The 16,010-nt window shown below is 34.2% G+C and carries 16 protein-coding genes; 13 read left to right on the top strand and 3 right to left on the bottom strand.

What is annotated here, in order from left to right; all coding sequences use genetic code 11:
- The first annotated feature begins 62 nt into the window (after positions 1 to 62).
- The 7 genes from rplQ to ACZ1JT_RS08805 all read left to right on the top strand — a co-directional run bounded on the left by rplQ (position 63) and on the right by ACZ1JT_RS08805 (position 6,751).
- The gene (gene rplQ, locus ACZ1JT_RS08775) at positions 63 to 566 is read left to right on the top strand and encodes a 50S ribosomal protein L17 (RefSeq protein WP_465093451.1); all 504 of its coding nucleotides are present in this window, start codon (positions 63 to 65) and stop codon (positions 564 to 566) included.
- Positions 567 to 808: 242 nt separating this feature from the next.
- Positions 809 to 1,918 (top strand): glutamine-hydrolyzing carbamoyl-phosphate synthase small subunit, encoded by a 1,110-nt coding sequence (gene carA / locus ACZ1JT_RS08780; protein ID WP_465093452.1) that lies wholly within the window; start codon positions 809 to 811, stop codon positions 1,916 to 1,918.
- A gap of 32 nt (positions 1,919 to 1,950) precedes the next feature.
- Positions 1,951 to 3,243 (top strand): phosphopyruvate hydratase, encoded by a 1,293-nt coding sequence (gene eno / locus ACZ1JT_RS08785; protein WP_465093453.1) that lies wholly within the window; start codon positions 1,951 to 1,953, stop codon positions 3,241 to 3,243.
- A 220-nt stretch (positions 3,244 to 3,463) separates the two neighbouring features.
- Complete coding sequence (locus ACZ1JT_RS08790) at positions 3,464 to 4,747, top strand: citrate synthase (RefSeq protein ID WP_465093454.1); 1,284 nt, start codon at positions 3,464 to 3,466, stop codon at positions 4,745 to 4,747.
- 146 nt (positions 4,748 to 4,893) lie between these two features.
- A complete protein-coding gene (locus ACZ1JT_RS08795) occupies positions 4,894 to 5,550 on the top strand; it encodes a hypothetical protein (protein ID WP_465093455.1) in 657 nt (218 codons plus the stop codon).
- Positions 5,551 to 5,561: 11 nt separating this feature from the next.
- The gene (locus ACZ1JT_RS08800; RefSeq protein ID WP_465093456.1) at positions 5,562 to 6,158 is read left to right on the top strand and encodes a hypothetical protein; all 597 of its coding nucleotides are present in this window, start codon (positions 5,562 to 5,564) and stop codon (positions 6,156 to 6,158) included.
- Positions 6,155 to 6,751: a YiiX/YebB-like N1pC/P60 family cysteine hydrolase gene (locus tag ACZ1JT_RS08805; protein ID WP_465093457.1), complete on the top strand. Its 597-nt coding sequence runs from the start codon at positions 6,155 to 6,157 to the stop codon at positions 6,749 to 6,751. Before ACZ1JT_RS08800 ends, ACZ1JT_RS08805 begins: the two co-directional genes overlap by 4 nt.
- Before the next feature lie 30 nt (positions 6,752 to 6,781).
- Here ACZ1JT_RS08805 and ACZ1JT_RS08810 read toward each other — a convergent pair whose 3' ends face one another.
- Positions 6,782 to 7,147, bottom strand: coding sequence for a hypothetical protein (locus ACZ1JT_RS08810; RefSeq protein WP_465093458.1), 366 nt, complete (start codon positions 7,145 to 7,147; stop codon positions 6,782 to 6,784).
- 214 nt (positions 7,148 to 7,361) lie between these two features.
- Between ACZ1JT_RS08810 and ACZ1JT_RS08815 the strand changes: the two genes are divergently transcribed.
- Together ACZ1JT_RS08815 and ctlX are read left to right on the top strand one after the other, a co-directional pair.
- Positions 7,362 to 8,318: an arginase gene (locus ACZ1JT_RS08815; protein ID WP_465093459.1), complete on the top strand. Its 957-nt coding sequence runs from the start codon at positions 7,362 to 7,364 to the stop codon at positions 8,316 to 8,318.
- The gene (gene ctlX, locus ACZ1JT_RS08820; protein ID WP_465093460.1) at positions 8,318 to 9,262 is read left to right on the top strand and encodes a citrulline utilization hydrolase CtlX; all 945 of its coding nucleotides are present in this window, start codon (positions 8,318 to 8,320) and stop codon (positions 9,260 to 9,262) included. Before ACZ1JT_RS08815 ends, ctlX begins: the two co-directional genes overlap by 1 nt.
- 55 nt (positions 9,263 to 9,317) lie before the next feature.
- On the opposite strand, the gene ACZ1JT_RS08825 is transcribed toward ctlX, so the two are convergent.
- Positions 9,318 to 9,941, bottom strand: a complete 624-nt coding sequence (locus ACZ1JT_RS08825; protein WP_465093461.1) for a MarC family NAAT transporter — start codon at positions 9,939 to 9,941, stop codon at positions 9,318 to 9,320.
- Positions 9,942 to 10,056: 115 nt separating this feature from the next.
- Between ACZ1JT_RS08825 and ACZ1JT_RS08830 the strand changes: the two genes are divergently transcribed.
- Positions 10,057 to 10,422 (top strand): CoA-binding protein, encoded by a 366-nt coding sequence (locus tag ACZ1JT_RS08830; RefSeq protein ID WP_465093462.1) that lies wholly within the window; start codon positions 10,057 to 10,059, stop codon positions 10,420 to 10,422.
- Here ACZ1JT_RS08830 and ACZ1JT_RS08835 read toward each other — a convergent pair.
- Positions 10,419 to 11,915 (bottom strand): sodium:solute symporter, encoded by a 1,497-nt coding sequence (locus ACZ1JT_RS08835; protein WP_465093463.1) that lies wholly within the window; start codon positions 11,913 to 11,915, stop codon positions 10,419 to 10,421. The two genes, ACZ1JT_RS08830 and ACZ1JT_RS08835, sit on opposite strands and share 4 nt — an antisense overlap.
- An 84-nt stretch (positions 11,916 to 11,999) precedes the next feature.
- Between ACZ1JT_RS08835 and recR the strand changes: the two genes are divergently transcribed.
- From recR to ACZ1JT_RS08850, 3 genes are all read left to right on the top strand, one after another.
- Entirely contained in the window at positions 12,000 to 12,620 is a 621-nt protein-coding gene (gene recR / locus ACZ1JT_RS08840; RefSeq protein WP_465093464.1) for a recombination mediator RecR, read from the top strand.
- A gap of 81 nt (positions 12,621 to 12,701) precedes the next feature.
- Positions 12,702 to 13,496 (top strand): polysaccharide biosynthesis/export family protein, encoded by a 795-nt coding sequence (locus ACZ1JT_RS08845; protein ID WP_465093465.1) that lies wholly within the window; start codon positions 12,702 to 12,704, stop codon positions 13,494 to 13,496.
- Positions 13,497 to 13,505: 9 nt separating this feature from the next.
- A complete protein-coding gene (locus tag ACZ1JT_RS08850; protein WP_465093466.1) occupies positions 13,506 to 15,965 on the top strand; it encodes an exopolysaccharide transport family protein in 2,460 nt (819 codons plus the stop codon).
- Positions 15,966 to 16,010 lie beyond the last annotated feature (45 nt).

The following is a 16,010-nucleotide window of genomic DNA, read 5'->3' on the forward strand; positions in this document are numbered from 1 at the left end:
ATTACTTCATATTTTGCTCTCCAAAGCGGATTGAAGCAAGATGAAGTTAAAAAAATTACGTCATGAGACACGGAAAAAAAGTAAATCATTTAAGCAGACAAGCTGGACATAGAAAATCTATGTTGGCTAATATGGCTTGTTCGTTAATCGAGCACAAACGTATTAATACTACTGTGGCTAAAGCTAAAGCTTTAAAACAATTTGTTGAGCCATTGGTAACAAAATCAAAAGAAGATACTACTCACAACCGTCGTATTGTTTTCACTTACTTGAGAAACAAATATGCAGTTACTGAGTTGTTCAGAGAAGTTGCTGCTAAAGTTGGAGATCGTCCGGGAGGATATACTCGTATCATTAAGTTAGGAAACCGTCTTGGGGATAACGCCGATATGGCAATGATCGAGTTAGTAGATTTCAACGAATTGTACAACGGAGGTAAAAAAGAAGTTAAAAAAGCAACTACTCGTCGTGGTAGAGCTAAAAAAGCTGAAGCTACTGATGCTCCTGCTGCAACTCCTGAAGCACCTGCGGCTGATGCAACTGAAAATACTGAAGCTACAGAATAATCATGAAACACTGATTTTCAATACAAATAAGGATAAACTTTTTAAGTTTGTCCTTTTTTTTTGATTTTTTGTGAGCAAAACCATAGAGCTGTTTACATGTAATTCCCGTTATTCGCTCTACTCGGTGCCGCTACTATCGGGGCTATTAAATAACTATTGGCTTCTTTTAATCGAAATTTTTTAAAAGAAATTTTTTAACCTAAATTTGCACAACTTTTTACAACACAACACACACAACTGAAATGAAATACACAAGCAGAAATCAAGCCATTTTATTGTTAAACGACGGAACGGTTTTCTACGGTAAATCCATTGGAATTGAAGGGAAAACGTTTGGTGAAGTTTGTTTTAACACCGGAATGACGGGGTATCAAGAGATTTTTACAGATCCGTCTTATTACGGACAAATTATGGTAGCTACCAATGCACATATTGGAAATTACGGAGTTCATAAAGATGAAACCGATTCAGATAGCATTAAAATCGCAGGATTGGTTTGTAAAAACTTCAGTTTCAACTATTCTCGTCCAGATGCCGAAGAAAGCTTATTAGAATACTTTGAAAAAGTAAATTTAGTGGCCATTTCCGATGTGGATACTCGAGCGTTAGTTGCTTATATCCGTGATAATGGTGCGCAAAACGCGGTAATCTGTACTGACGGTACGCCTCTGGAAGAATTAAAACAACAATTGGCTGCAGTGCCTAATATGAAAGGTTTAGAATTGGCTTCAACGGTATCTACCAAAGAGCCTTATTACTTCGGTGATGAAAATGCAACTTACAAGGTTGCTGCTTTGGATTTAGGGATTAAAACCAATATCTTACGTTGTTTGGCTGAAAGAGATTGTTATATTAAGGTTTTTCCATATAACACCGATTTGGAAACAATGAAACGCTTTAATCCAGATGGATATTTCTTGTCTAACGGACCTGGTGATCCGGAGCCGTTAAAAGAGGTTCAAGAAGTTGCAAGACAAATCATAGCTGAAAACAAACCGGTCTTCGGAATTTGTTTAGGTCATCAAATTATCGGATTAGCAAATGGTATTTCCACATATAAAATGTTCAACGGTCATCGAGGTATTAACCACCCGGTTATGAATGTAATCACCAATCGCGGCGAAATTACCTCACAAAACCATGGTTTTGCTGTTGTTCGTGAAGAGTTGGAAAAACACCCGGATTTTGAAATTACCCATGTACATTTAAACGATGGTACTGTAGCGGGAATGAAAATGAAGAACAAATCGGTATTTTCGGTGCAATATCATCCAGAAGCTAGTCCTGGACCACACGATGCCCGTTATTTGTTTGATGATTTCGTTGCCAACATTCAAACCTCAAAAAACTAATTACAATTTACTAACGACAAATTACTATAAATATGAGCATGATTATTAAAATTCACGCGAGACAAATATTAGATTCAAGAGGTAATCCTACTGTTGAAGTAGATGTAGTTACTGAAAACGGTATTCTAGGTAGAGCTGCGGTTCCTTCTGGAGCTTCTACAGGTGAACATGAAGCAGTTGAATTACGTGATGGTGGAAAAGCATTCATGGGGAAAGGCGTTTTAAAAGCTGTGGAAAACGTAAACACAACTATTGCTTCTGAGCTTGTTGGAATGTCAGTTTTCGAGCAAAATGCTATCGATAAAATGATGATTGAATTGGATGGAACACCTAATAAATCCAACTTGGGTGCAAATGCCATTTTAGGAGTTTCTCTGGCTGTTGCTAAAGCGGCTGCAAACGAATTAGGACTGCCATTGTATCGCTATATTGGTGGTGTTTCTGCAAATACACTTCCGGTACCAATGATGAACATTATCAACGGAGGTTCGCATTCCGATGCGCCAATTGCATTTCAGGAATTTATGATTATGCCGGTAAAGGCTAAAAATTTCACGCATGCTATGCAAATGGGTACCGAAATTTTCCACAATCTTAAAAAAGTATTACACGATAGAAATCTTTCTACAGCAGTAGGAGATGAGGGAGGTTTTGCACCAAATTTAGCTGGAGGCACAGAAGATGCCTTAGATTCTATCAAATTGGCTGTCGAAAATGCTGGCTATACTTTTGGTGACGATGTAATGATTGCTTTAGATTGTGCCGCTTCAGAATTTTACGTAAACGGTAAATACGACTATACTAAATTTGAAGGGGAAACGGGTAAAATCAGAACATCAGAAGAACAAGCTTCGTATTTAGCAGAATTAGCGTCTAAATATCCAATTATTTCTATCGAAGACGGTATGTATGAAGACGACTGGAACGGTTGGAAATTGTTGACTGAAAAAATCGGGGATAAAGTACAATTGGTTGGCGATGATTTATTTGTAACGAATGTGCAACGATTGTCACGTGGTATTCAAGAAAACATTGCCAATTCAATTCTAATCAAAGTAAATCAAATCGGTACGTTAACCGAAACGATTGCAGCGGTAAACATGGCGCACAATGCAGGTTATACTTCTGTAATGTCGCATCGTTCAGGAGAAACCGAAGATAATACCATCGCCGATTTAGCAGTGGCTTTAAACTGCGGACAAATTAAAACAGGTTCGGCTTCGCGTTCAGACCGTATGGCTAAATACAACCAGCTTTTAAGAATTGAGGAAGAATTGGCAGATGTAGCTTATTTTCCAAGAGAGAAAGCATTTAAAGTGAAATAATAGTTTTAAACATAGATAAATGAATCCGCTGTAATAAGCGGATTTGTTTTTTTAAGGAATTTTTGATTTCTAGGAATTTCTTTGTCAACACTGTAAAAATATCTGTAAATAAGGTGCAATATTTAATGATTTGATTTCGGAATTTTCTTTTTAATTCGAATGAAATTTCATAAATTCGCGTAGAACAAAAAACTAATTACATTTAATTCCTAATACAAACATGTCGAAAACTGCAATATTAGAAATTGATGGCAACAAATATGAGTTTCCAGTTATCGTGGGAAGTGAGAATGAGGTTGCTATCGATATTGAGAAGCTACGTGCTGCTACCGGTGCAATTACCTTAGACCCAGGGTACAAAAATTCAGGATCTTGCAAAAGTGAAATTACGTTTCTTGATGGAGAAGAAGGTATTCTTCGTTATAGAGGGTATGCTATTGAAGATTTAGCTGATAAAGCTGATTTTCTTGAAGTTTCATACCTGGTTATTTTTGGTGAATTACCAACCAAACAACAATTAGAAAAATTTGAAAATGATATCCGTAGATATACCTTGGTAAACGAGGAAATGAAAAATATCATTGACGGATTCCCTAGAACAGCTCATCCAATGGGTGTGTTGTCTTCGTTAACAAGTGCGTTAACTGCTTTTAATCCTAAAGTAGTTAATGTGGATAACGAAAAAGAAATGTACGAGGCTGTTTGTAAAACCATGGGTAAATTTTTGGTTTTAGCTACTTGGACGTACAGAAAAAGTTCTGGTTTTCCATTGAATTATTATGATAATACAAAAGGATACGTAGAAAACTTTTTACGTTTAATGTTTGAATTGCCAACAGGGCCTTACAAAATTAATCCTGTAGTGGTAAATGCTTTAGATAAATTGTTTATTCTTCATGCAGATCATGAACAAAACTGTTCTACTTCCACAGTACGTATGGTAGGTTCTTCGCATGCTGGTTTATTTGCTTCAATCTCTGCAGGTGTTTCTGCATTATGGGGGCCACTTCACGGGGGAGCTAACCAAGCTGTATTGGAAATGTTAGAGGAAATTCAAAAAGACGGTGGTGATGCAGATAAATATCTAGCAAAAGCAAAAGATAAAGATGATCCATTCCGTTTAATGGGCTTTGGTCACCGTGTGTATAAAAATTTCGATCCAAGAGCAAAAATCATTAAAAAAGCGGCTGATGAAGTATTGGCTGAATTAGGAGTTAACGATCCAATTTTAAATATTGCTAAGAAATTAGAAGAATCGGCTTTACAAGACGAATACTTCAAATCAAGAAACTTGTATCCAAACGTAGATTTCTATTCAGGTATTATTTACCGTGCTTTAGGAATTCCTACCGATATGTTTACTGTATTGTTTGCAATAGGTCGTTTACCAGGTTGGATTGCACAATGGAAAGAAATGCGTGTGAATAAAGAGCCAATCGGTCGTCCGCGTCAAGTATATGTTGGTGAGCCATTACGTGCTTTCAAAGCAATGAATGAGAGATAAGAATCATTATGATTTATATTCAAGTCCCGCAATTGCGGGACTTTTTTTGCTTTCATAATAAAAAATTATAGAAAAATACTACAAAATATTTTGATATAAAATTCCTACATATTACTTTTGCGCTAGTAATAATAAATTTATAAGCCATGAAAAGTAAGTTAAAAGCGTTTTCAGTTCCATTGTCAATTTTGTATTTGTTTGTTTCAGTTGTGAGTTGTTCTCCATCCGATTCAAATTCTGAGAATAAACAATTAAGCGAAAATGCTCGAGTAAATGCCAAAAAAGCAGTTTCTTTATTTAAAAGTCTGAAATCGGAAACAGCTAGAACTCCTGATTTTGAAAATGTTGGTCTGACACAAGAGTTGGTTGATGAATATCTAGTGGCAGCTGGTTTTCAATCTGGTGAAGTAACGGTAGAAACGGTAAATGAAATTGTACGTCAAATAAGCGATAGTCAAGGACTAAGTTTTGAAGATCAAATCAATTCGTTGCAGGCTTCTTCTTATGTGAAAGAAAAATTGATTGAGATTAAAGAAACCGGTTTTATTGAAAATCTTGAAGTTCAAGAAGAATTCTTAGAATTGCCTGAAGGTGAAAAAACGATGTTGCTCACGTCAAATGTAATGGTTGATGAGTTCAGTAAAGCTGCTCAAGATGGTGATGTTAATGTTCCATGTCCAAGTGAAGGATGTACAGCAGTTATGGTTTTACTTGGTGCAGGTATCGGAACTTCAATTTGTGGTCCAGCTTGCGGTGTTGTTGGAGGAGTAATCGGACTCATTATTGGAACTAGTTTGAAATAAATTAACATATTATGAGGTTTAGTAAAGTAGTCAGTATCGTTCTTTTTTTTGTGTTCTCAGCATATTCACAAGAAGTGCCTAGCCGTGAATTTGAAATTGCGTTGCTTTATGGAAATGCATCGGTACAAATTGATCAGGTAAAAAGTAATGGATATTTTACGGGCGCTAATATTACAAGAGAATTTGCTCTAAATAATAAGTCCTCTATTTTAGCAGGACTCGATTTTAGAAACTTTTTTCTGAGCGCAAGTCAATCCTCAGTTGAAACCAATTATGCAGGATTACCGGTTTCATTTAGATCCTATTTTTTTAATACGAATAAAGCTGTTTATGCAGAATTCGGGGCTTATGCCAATTATCTATATAAATCGAGTTTTTATGATAATGCAAGTCAAGAAAAAGTTGTGTTTAAAAATTCCGGAAACAACTTTGGGATTTTTTATAAACTAGGCTATAGTTCGATGTTTAATAACACGTTTAAAGTGAATATTGCATTGTTTGGAGGACAAGATTTTGCAACTAGTTTAAAATCAGAAATACCTAATGTGAAGATTAAAAATCAAATGGGTATCGAATTGGGTATCGGGATTAATTTGTTTAAGAAGTGAAAAAACTAATCGGATTGCTAATTGTATTAGTAGTTTCCTGTAGTAATTTCGATAATCTTGAACGACAAATTGATTCGCAAAAAGTGTATCTGATTTTTAGAGATTCAGAATCTAAAGAAGGTTTTTTTATCAAGAGGTTTAACGCCTTTAACAAGCAAGTGACTCATGTTGGTTTTTTGGTGAATCAAAATAATTCGTGGGTCGTTTATCATGCTTTAGATGTTAAACAAGGTAATTGTATAAAGGTATCAACCTATAAAGAGTTTTGTTTTTCTGATAAAAAGAAGAAACCGGTAAAAATTCTCGAAATAGAAAACTTCGATAAAAAGGAGGAATTACTAAGAGAGCTTGAAGTTGTCAAAAACAAAAATCTAAGTTTTGATTTTACATTTTCAGTGAATTCAACAAATTCCATTTACTGTTCGAAACTGGTTTGTGATGTGTTAACAACAGTAGCACCAAGCAGATATAGTTTTAAGTATCGTAAAAAGAGCTTGAATAATCTGGAATCTGCCTATTTGAAAAGAGATACATTATGCTACTATCCTGTAGATGTTTTTTTTGGAAGTAAACAATTTAAAAGTGTGAATTAAAAAGTCCCGCGATTGCGGGACTTTTTTTATTTATTCTGCTGGTTTTTCTTCGTCAGAATCGCCAGTTAAGTCGTCAATTTTGTTTTCTACTTTGTTAGCTACATCTTTAACGGTTTCTTTTACTTCACCAGCTTTGTCTTCCGCCCAATCAGCAGCTTTAGAAGCTGTTTCTTTAGCCGAATCAACCAAATTGTTCAATGAATCTTTTACACCCATCTCGTCCAGCTTTTGCGATGCACTTTCTGCAACTTCTGAAACGGTTTGCGCAGCGTCTTTAGCAAAATCTTCAACTTTATCTATTGCAGACTCTGCCATAGTTGAAACATTTTCACCTAAATTTTCGCCAGTTTGTTTGGCTTTGCCAAAAAGCGAACTAAAAAAATTTGATAATCCCATAATTTTATAAGTTTTAACCAAATTTACTAAAAAATCAGTTTTATATTTAAAGAACTGCTATTAAGTTGCTGCTAAATTTAGGTAATTTGTTCCTTTTTTTTAAGGCTTCCCTTTTTTTACGTATCGTTTCTTTTATAAAGGTCCTTTTTCTATATTTGTCCGAATGGAAATGCATTTGAAGGATATCACTATCCTCATGTCGAATACAACTTTTATGAGTAAGAATATTACTTTTTTAATCAACAAATCTGAAATAACTGCCGGTACTCGCGGTGCTTCTCTCGGTCCCGATGCTATTATAACAGCTGCACGTAAAAATAATAGCTACATTTTTGGTGAAAATGCAGTTGCTAAAATTCAAAATGTAAATACGTTTTTAGATAAACCAACAACCTATCCTTTTGCAAAACGCATCGATGGGTTAATGACAATATATCAGGAGCTTAATTCTAAAGTTTCTGAAATTCTCTTGCAAAATTCGTTTCCAATTGTCTTGGCGGCCGATCACGGTTCTGCTGGAGGAACCATTGCCGGAATTAAAACCGCATTTCCTTCGAAGCGTATTGGAGTGGTCTGGATAGATGCACATGCCGATATTCATACGCCTTATACAACACCGTCTGGGAATATGCACGGTATGCCTTTGGCAACAGCATTGAATGTTGATAATTTGGAATGTAAGATTAACGATGTTGATGAACAAACTATTACTTTGTGGAATCAACTTAAAAATATTGGTCAAATAGCTCCAAAAGTTCTTCCTGAAGATGTTGTTTATGTAGCAGTTCGTGATACAGAAGCTCAAGAAGAAGCTGTCATGGAGCGTTTTGGTATAAAATCGATTACTGTTGATGATGTTAGAAACAATGGTGTCGGAAATGTAATTCAAGAAATTGAAAAGCAACTGAGCAATTGTGATTGTATTTATGTGACTTTTGATGTGGATTCTATGGATCCAGATTTGACTTCTCATGGTACTGGGACGCCAGTTGATAACGGAATTACGCCAGAAGAAGCAAAAGGTTTAATGATTGCTTTAGCAGCAAATCCTAAAACAATTTGTATGGAAGTGGTGGAGGTAAATCCATGCCTTGATGAAAAAGAAAATACAATGGCTGAAGTAACATTAGACATTGTTGAAGCAATTACGGAAACTATAAAAAAGAAATAGTGCAACAAATCACAAATACATTATTAATGATTCGTCCAGTCGCATTCCGACGTAACGAACAAACAGCGGTAAATAATTATTTTCAAAATGGAAATGGTGTTGTTTTACCGGGAGCTGTTAATGCTAAAGCGCAACAAGAATTTGATGCTTTGGTTTCGGCTTTGCGTTCAGCAGGTGTGTCGGTAATAGTGATTGATGATACCGATAGTTCGGAAACACCAGACAGTATTTTTCCCAACAATTGGATTTCATTTCATGAAAATGGAGATGTGACCATATATCCAATGTTTGCAGAAAATCGTCGTCTTGAACGTCGTGAAGATGTATTAGATTTGCTAGAAGAAAATGGTTTTTATATTGAAAATTTAATTGATTTCTCCTCGGCAGAAGAAGAAGGTCTTTTTTTAGAAGGAACCGGAAGTTTAGTTTTAGATAGGGAAAATGGTAAAGCGTATTGCGGAATTTCTGAGCGTTCTAGCGAAGAATTAATGATCGAATTTTGTGAAGATTTTGAAATGGATCCCGTGATTTTTGATGCTTTTCAAACGGTAAGCAGTACCCGAAAACCGATTTATCATACGAATGTAATGATGAGTATAGGTGAAAAATTTGCGGTTATTTGCGCTGAAGCTATTGATGATTCTAAAGAGCGAAAAATGGTTTTGGATTGTTTGAGAGCCGACGGAAAAGAAATTATTTTGCTTACTGAAGAACAAATTTTCAATTTTGCAGCCAATATTCTTCAAGTTAAAGGAAAAGACAATAAACGTTTTATCGTGATGAGTGATACAGCGTATGCAAGTTATACACCTGCTCAATTAAAAGTATTGGAGAAGCACGGTGAAATTATTAAAACCGATTTAAAAACTATTGAGAGTAATGGAGGTGGAAGTTCGCGCTGCATGATGGCAGAAGTATTTCTCCCCAAAGCATCCGATATGTAAGAATAAAAAAAAGACCTATTAAGGTCTTTTTTTTTGTCTATGTTTTTTTGAGTGATTAAAGCATTTTAAAAATATTTACAACCGCATTGCTAATGTATTGTACTCCAATTGCAATTACAAAAAATCCAATAATTCTTGAAATTGCTATGATTCCAGATGCTCCAAGAAGTTTTGATAAATAATGGGCACTTCGCAATATGATGAAAATAACAACGGCAACGGCTAAGATTGCAGCACAAATTGAAGCTTTATCACTAAACGCAGGATAGTCTTGATAAAAAGCGATAAGTAATGAGATGCAACCCGGTCCCGCTAATATAGGCATGGCAAGCGGAGTTAAAGCAATGTCTGTTCTGCCTTGAGCGTCGGAAGTAACTTTTTTATTTACACCTCTTTTTTTGCTGAATTTTCCACTTAACAAAGCAAAACCAGAACTGGCAATTACTAATCCACCTGCAATTCGAAGTGCATCAATGCTAATTCCGAAGAAATTAATAACATATTCACCTACAAAGAAAGATATGATTAATATAATAAATACGTTTATTGCTGTCCAAAGTGATGTTCTAAAACGTTCGGATTGCGTGTCGTTTTCAGTAAGTCCAACATAAATCGGAATGGCTCCAAGTGGGTTTAAAACAGAAAATAAGGCGGCGAAAATGTAAATAAATAATTCCATTGTTTTTGTTGCAAAATTAAATTTGGTTTGAGTGTTTCGCGTAAATAAATATTTAAGGAAAAGTTATAGTTTGACTAAAGTAATAAAAAAGATGTACCTTTAATAAAAATCATTTATGAATTCGAAAAAAACTTTGGTAATTGGTGCCTCCGCTAATCCACAGCGGTATTCGAATATGGCAATAAAAAGTTTGAAAGAGCATCATCATGAAATTGTTGCGATAGGTTTGAAAGATGAAATAGTAGACGGAATTCCTATTCATGCTCAAATGGATAACATTTCAGATATCGACACGGTGTCTATGTATCTCAATCCGATTCGTCAAAAAGAATACTACAATTATATCATTAATTTGAAACCCAAACGTGTTATTTTTAATCCAGGTTCCGAAAATCCTGAATTTTTTAAGCTTCTTAATGAAAATAACATTCCTTATGAAACAGCTTGTACTTTAGTGCTGTTGGCGACAAATCAGTTTTAAAATTTTGTTTCACCTGTAGCGGGTTTGCTGATTAATAACAGACCTAAAAATGTAATTAATCCGTTTAGAATAATTAGTTCAAAAGAAAACTCGTATCCCCCAAACCATTTTTTTGAATTCATGTTGATGAATAAGGTAAGTAAAGGTGAAATCAAACAAACTAATGGAACGAATTTGTCAATCACGGTTTTTGAAGTAACAATTAAACCAAATCCGTACAAACCAAGCAGTGGTCCGTATGTATAACCTGCAACAGTGAAAATCATTGTTACAACCGATTTGTCGTTTAAGGAATTAAAAACAAGTATAACTAAGAACATCAACAATGAAAATCCTAAGTGAACAAAATTTCTTTTTTTGATGTTTGTTGGATTGTTGGCATTCTCTAATTTATTCATACCCAAAAAATCTACACAAAAAGAAGTGGTTAAGGCTGTTAAAGCACTGTCTGTTGTGGCAAATGTAGCTGCTGTCAATCCAAGTAAAAAGATTATGGCAGGGATTATGTTTAAGTGTTTAAAAGCAATTTCGGGGAATAAATAGTCGGTTCGAGCCACACCATCAACCATAGGAATTTCAATGCCGTTTTTAGCTGCATACATGTATAAAAGCGCACCAACACTTAAGAAGAAAATATTGATAATTACAAAAATTCCAGTGAAAGTGAACATGTTTTTTTGAGCTTCTCCAATAGTAGCACAGCTTAAATTTTTCTGCATCAAGTCTTGATCCAATCCCACCATCGCAATGGTTACAAAGATTCCGCCCAAAATTTGTTTCAAAACAAAATTGCCTTTACAGAAATCTTCATAGAAAAATATTTTAGAGTACTGACTGTTTTTTACTGCTTCAAATGCTTCAAATGTACTAAAATCTAAACTTTTGCACACAAAAATTATAGTCAGAAATACCGAAGAAACCAAAAAGAAAGTTTGTAAGGTATCGGTAATGATAATTGTTTTAAGTCCGCCACGGTAGGTATATGCGAAAATTAAAGCTAACGAAACCAATACTGTTATAGCAAAAGGGACTTTAAAATCGTCAAAAACATAACGTTGCAAAACAATTACTACCAAATACAATCGGAAAGCTGATCCTATAGTTCTGCTTATTAAGAAAATAGTCGCTGCCGTTTTGTAACTAATGGTGCCTAATCGTTGTTCAATATAACTGTAAATTGAAGTTAGGTTCATGCGGTAATACAATGGGAGGAGAATTTTGGCAATAATGATAAAACCTATAGCATTACCTATAATGAATTGAAAGTATTTGAATTGCAAATCAGGATTTCCTACTTCGCCAGGAACAGAAATAAATGTAACACCCGATAAAGCCGTGCCAATCATGCCAAAAGCCACTAAATACCATTTTGAGTTTTTATTTGCTTTGAAAAAAGTATCATTGCTTTGGTCTTTTTTGCTGACAATGTTTGATATTGCTATTAGTAGACCAAAATACAAGATGATAATGGTAAGAATGGTTGCCGATGTCATGGTGTAAAATTTAATGTGCCAATTTACACAAATTATCTCCAAAATTTCAAATTGGTTAATTTTCAAAATGACTACTTTTGTAGCATGGAATTTTCATCGAAATTATTAGAAAAAGCTGTTAACGAAATGGCGCAGTTGCCCGGAATTGGCAAACGTACAGCTTTGCGTTTGGTTTTGCATTTGCTTAAACAACCAAAAGGTCAAACGGAAATGCTAACATCCGCTTTAATTTCAATGCGAGAAGAGATAAAATTTTGCAAGGAATGTTATAATATTTCGGATGAAGAAGTGTGTGAAATTTGCTCCAATCCTTCCAGAGATGCTTCGGTTATTTGTGTGGTGGAAGATATCCGTGATGTCATGGCATTAGAAAATACCGGCATGTTTAAAGGGTTATACCATGTTTTAGGCGGTAAAATTTCGCCAATAGATGGTGTTGGGCCGAGTCAGTTGCACATAACCCCATTGGTTGAAAAAGCTAAAGCGGGAAATATTAAAGAAATTATTTTTGCATTAAGTTCAACAATGGAAGGCGACACAACCAATTTTTATATTTATAAACAAATTAAAGACTTTGGAATTGTTACATCTACTATTGCACGCGGAATTGCAATTGGAGATGAATTGGAATATGCTGATGAAGTAACCCTAGGAAGAAGCTTGATGCATCGTATTCCGTTTGAAAATTCATTAAAGAATATTTAATGTTAGATTTTCGTTTATTATTGCTTAAATGTTTAAAATTATAAATTGAAAAACTATATTTGTTTTTTCAAAAAAATAAGAATGAGAAAAGTAATTTTTCTTTTAATCATAGTGATGGGAGTTTTAAGTACTTCCTGTATACCTAATAAAGATTTAATATACCTTCAAAACAGCGGTAAAGACTCTGTTTCTGTGGGTGTTAATCCAGTTGCTTCAAAGCCGTATCGTGTAAAAGTCAATGATATTCTTACCATCAAGGTTAAAGCGTTGGATCAACGTTTGGTTGAAATGTTTAATCCTACAGAAGCTCAAGGTAATCAAGTAATATCCGAACAAGGTGTGTATTTTAATGGGTTTTCAGTTAACGACCATGGAAATATCAGAATTCCGGTTTTAGGAGAAGTAAATGTTTTAGGTTTTACAATTGAAGAAATTCGAACAAAAATTGAGTCAAGATTTTTAGAGGAGTATTTTAGAAAAGAGGCAAATATTTTTGTAACGGTTAAATTATCAGGTTTACGCTACACTGTAAATGGAGAAGTAGGCATTCCAGGGACTAAAATATTATATCAAGATAAGGCAACGGTTTTAGACGCTATTGCTAATTCCGGAGATATCACTATGACAGGAAACAGAAAAGAAGTAATCGTAGTTAGACAATATCCTCATGGTACCGAAATGCATACTTTGAATCTTACAGATGCCAAAGTAATGCAATCACCATATTATTTTTTGCAACCTAACGATCATATCTATGTTAAGCCATTGAAGCAAAAATCCTGGGGAACAGGAGCAACGGGTACGCAATCAGTGGCTACAATTATATCGGCACTTTCATTAGTAGCCACAACGTTTTTATTACTAAAAAATCTATAGATAAAAGAGATGCTTGATACAAAAGATTTTTCTTTTTTTGAAAACCAGAACAGCTTCGATTTTAAAGGCTTTCTTATAAAAATTGCAAGTTATTGGAAATGGTTTTTGGTGAGTTTAATAATCACTTTTGTTATTGCTTATCAGGTTAACATTCGCAAAGAGAAAATTTTTGGAATGGAGGCTTCTATTGTTGTAAAAGATGAAAACAATCCTTTTTTTACATCCAATACAAGTTTAGTTTTTAATTGGGGAGGAACTTCGGATAAGGTTCAAACAATAATGAACATGCTAAAGTCGCGAACCCATAATGAGTATGTTGTAAACCGTTTGAACTATTATGTAGACTATCTAAAACGTGGAAAATATAATTTTCAGGATGCGTATGGAGAAGTTCCTTTTTATGTTGAAATTGATAAAAACAAAGCACAGTTAGCTAATTTACCTATAAAGATCAAATTTTTGAGCGAAACTGAATTTGAACTTTCTGTAGTTTTTGAAGAAGGAAAAGTATTAAGCTATATATATGAAACAAATGAAGACTCGTCTGTTAATGTGGCTGTTGGAGAATACAAAAGAAAGTTTAAAGTAGGCGAAAATATTGATTTGCCTTTTTTGAATTTAAAATTATACATCAATTCTAGACCAGGAAAGTATGTGGATAACGAATATTATATTCGTTTTAAGAGCTTCGATGGAACAGTATCACATTACAAATCTATTAATGTAGAAACCGATACAAAAGCACCCTCTATTATAAGGCTATCACTACAAGGAACAAATAAAAACAGATTGGTTGAATATCTAAATGTTACTGTTCAAGTGTTGAAGAAAAGACAGTTGGATAGTAAAAACCAATTTGCTAAAAACACTATTTCCTTTATTGATAGTACATTGATAGCAATGGAAGGCGAATTGAAAAAAACGGAAAATGAACTTGAAAATTTCCGAAAAGATAAAAACATTTTGCAATTGGAAGCTGGAGGCCAGCAATTGTCAGAAAAATTAAGCAGTTTGGATGTAGAACAAGATGCTATAACAAGAAAAATTGCATACTATAATTCACTTCGTAATTATCTTATTAATAGTACTGATTATTCAAAACTTCCTGCCCCAACAGTTGCTGGGATTGATGACCCCAATGTTGTTGGAAATGTATCCAAATTAATTCAGTTGTCTGCGGAGCGTTCAGAAATGGCTTATTCTGTTAAGAATAAGAAAATGTTTAATGACTTCGATAAAGAAATGGATGCATATAAAAAAGTCTTGTTAGAAAATATAAATTCAGCAAAACAAGCCTTACAATATGATTTGTCATTAATCAACAGACGTATAGGAGAGGCAGAGTCTGAAATCAGTAAATTGCCTCAGGAGAAACAAGAACTCTTGAAAATTACTCGTAAATATGACTTGAAGGACAATATTTTTAATACATTCATGCAAAAGCGAAGTGAAGCAGATATTGTAAAAGCAGCAAATGTTTCCGATATTGAGTTTATTGATACTGCTAAAGATGTTGGAGGTGGACTTTTAGGACCAAAAACTAGTGTTAATTATATATTGGCATTTTTGTTGGGTATTTTCATTCCATTATTGATTGTTTTTGCAATTACTCTTTTAGATAATACGTTGCATAATACTGAAGATATAGAAAAACTAACTAAAATTCCTATTATTGGTGTAGTTGGAAAAAAGAATACCGAAAACAATCTCTCCGTTTATGAAAAACCAAAGTCTCCTTTAGCAGAGTCGTTTAGAGCTATACGTTCTTCTTTACAATATTTGTATAAAAAACAAAAGGTTGATGGAACAAAAATATTAATGCTAACTTCTTCTGTTGGAGGTGAGGGTAAAACCTTTTGTTCGATTAATATGGCAACTGTTTTTGCTTTAAGTGATAAAAAAACGGTTATTGTTGGATTGGATTTACGAAAGCCAAGAATTTTTGGAGATTTTAAAATTGAAAATAATATTGGAGCAGTTAACTATTTGATTGGTCAGAAAAGCCTGAGTGATATTATTCAAAAGACACATATTCCTAAATTGGATGTGATTACCTCAGGACCAATTCCACCGAATCCTTCCGAATTAATTTTAGGAGAATCGATGTCAGAAATGATAGAAGAGCTTAAAAAAGAATATGACTTCATCATTTTAGACACCCCTCCAGTAGGACTTGTTGCCGATGCACTAGAGTTAGCGCAATATTGTGATGCTGTATTGTACGTGACCCGACAAAACTTTACTAAAAAAGGGATGTTATCTATTGTAAATGAAAAACACAAACGTGGAGAACTTCATAATATCAGTATTGTATTGAATGGATTTGAAAATAGAGCAAAATATGGTTATGGATATGGTTACGGATATGGTTACGGATATGGTTATGGCGCATACAGTAATGGGTATTTAGAAGAAGAAAAGCCAAAAACAATTTTGGAAAAAATTCAATCAATCTGGAAAAAGAAATAAAGTTACACCTTCTAAATAATTGTAACTTTGCATCAAATTTAAAAA

The sequence above is a fragment of the Flavobacterium sp. IC2-16 genome (assembly GCF_055521455.1).

Coding starts and splice junctions, on each gene's coding strand:
- rplQ (WP_465093451.1), top strand. CDS start 63: ATGAGACACGGAAAAAAAGTAAATCATTTAAGCAGACAAGCTGGACAT.
- carA (WP_465093452.1), top strand. CDS start 809: ATGAAATACACAAGCAGAAATCAAGCCATTTTATTGTTAAACGACGGA.
- eno (WP_465093453.1), top strand. CDS start 1,951: ATGAGCATGATTATTAAAATTCACGCGAGACAAATATTAGATTCAAGA.
- ACZ1JT_RS08790 (WP_465093454.1), top strand. CDS start 3,464: ATGTCGAAAACTGCAATATTAGAAATTGATGGCAACAAATATGAGTTT.
- ACZ1JT_RS08795 (WP_465093455.1), top strand. CDS start 4,894: ATGAAAAGTAAGTTAAAAGCGTTTTCAGTTCCATTGTCAATTTTGTAT.
- ACZ1JT_RS08800 (WP_465093456.1), top strand. CDS start 5,562: ATGAGGTTTAGTAAAGTAGTCAGTATCGTTCTTTTTTTTGTGTTCTCA.
- ACZ1JT_RS08810 (WP_465093458.1), bottom strand. CDS start 7,147: ATGGGATTATCAAATTTTTTTAGTTCGCTTTTTGGCAAAGCCAAACAA.
- ACZ1JT_RS08815 (WP_465093459.1), top strand. CDS start 7,362: ATGAGTAAGAATATTACTTTTTTAATCAACAAATCTGAAATAACTGCC.
- ACZ1JT_RS08825 (WP_465093461.1), bottom strand. CDS start 9,941: ATGGAATTATTTATTTACATTTTCGCCGCCTTATTTTCTGTTTTAAAC.
- ACZ1JT_RS08830 (WP_465093462.1), top strand. CDS start 10,057: ATGAATTCGAAAAAAACTTTGGTAATTGGTGCCTCCGCTAATCCACAG.
- ACZ1JT_RS08835 (WP_465093463.1), bottom strand. CDS start 11,915: ATGACATCGGCAACCATTCTTACCATTATCATCTTGTATTTTGGTCTA.
- recR (WP_465093464.1), top strand. CDS start 12,000: ATGGAATTTTCATCGAAATTATTAGAAAAAGCTGTTAACGAAATGGCG.
- ACZ1JT_RS08845 (WP_465093465.1), top strand. CDS start 12,702: ATGAGAAAAGTAATTTTTCTTTTAATCATAGTGATGGGAGTTTTAAGT.
- ACZ1JT_RS08850 (WP_465093466.1), top strand. CDS start 13,506: ATGCTTGATACAAAAGATTTTTCTTTTTTTGAAAACCAGAACAGCTTC.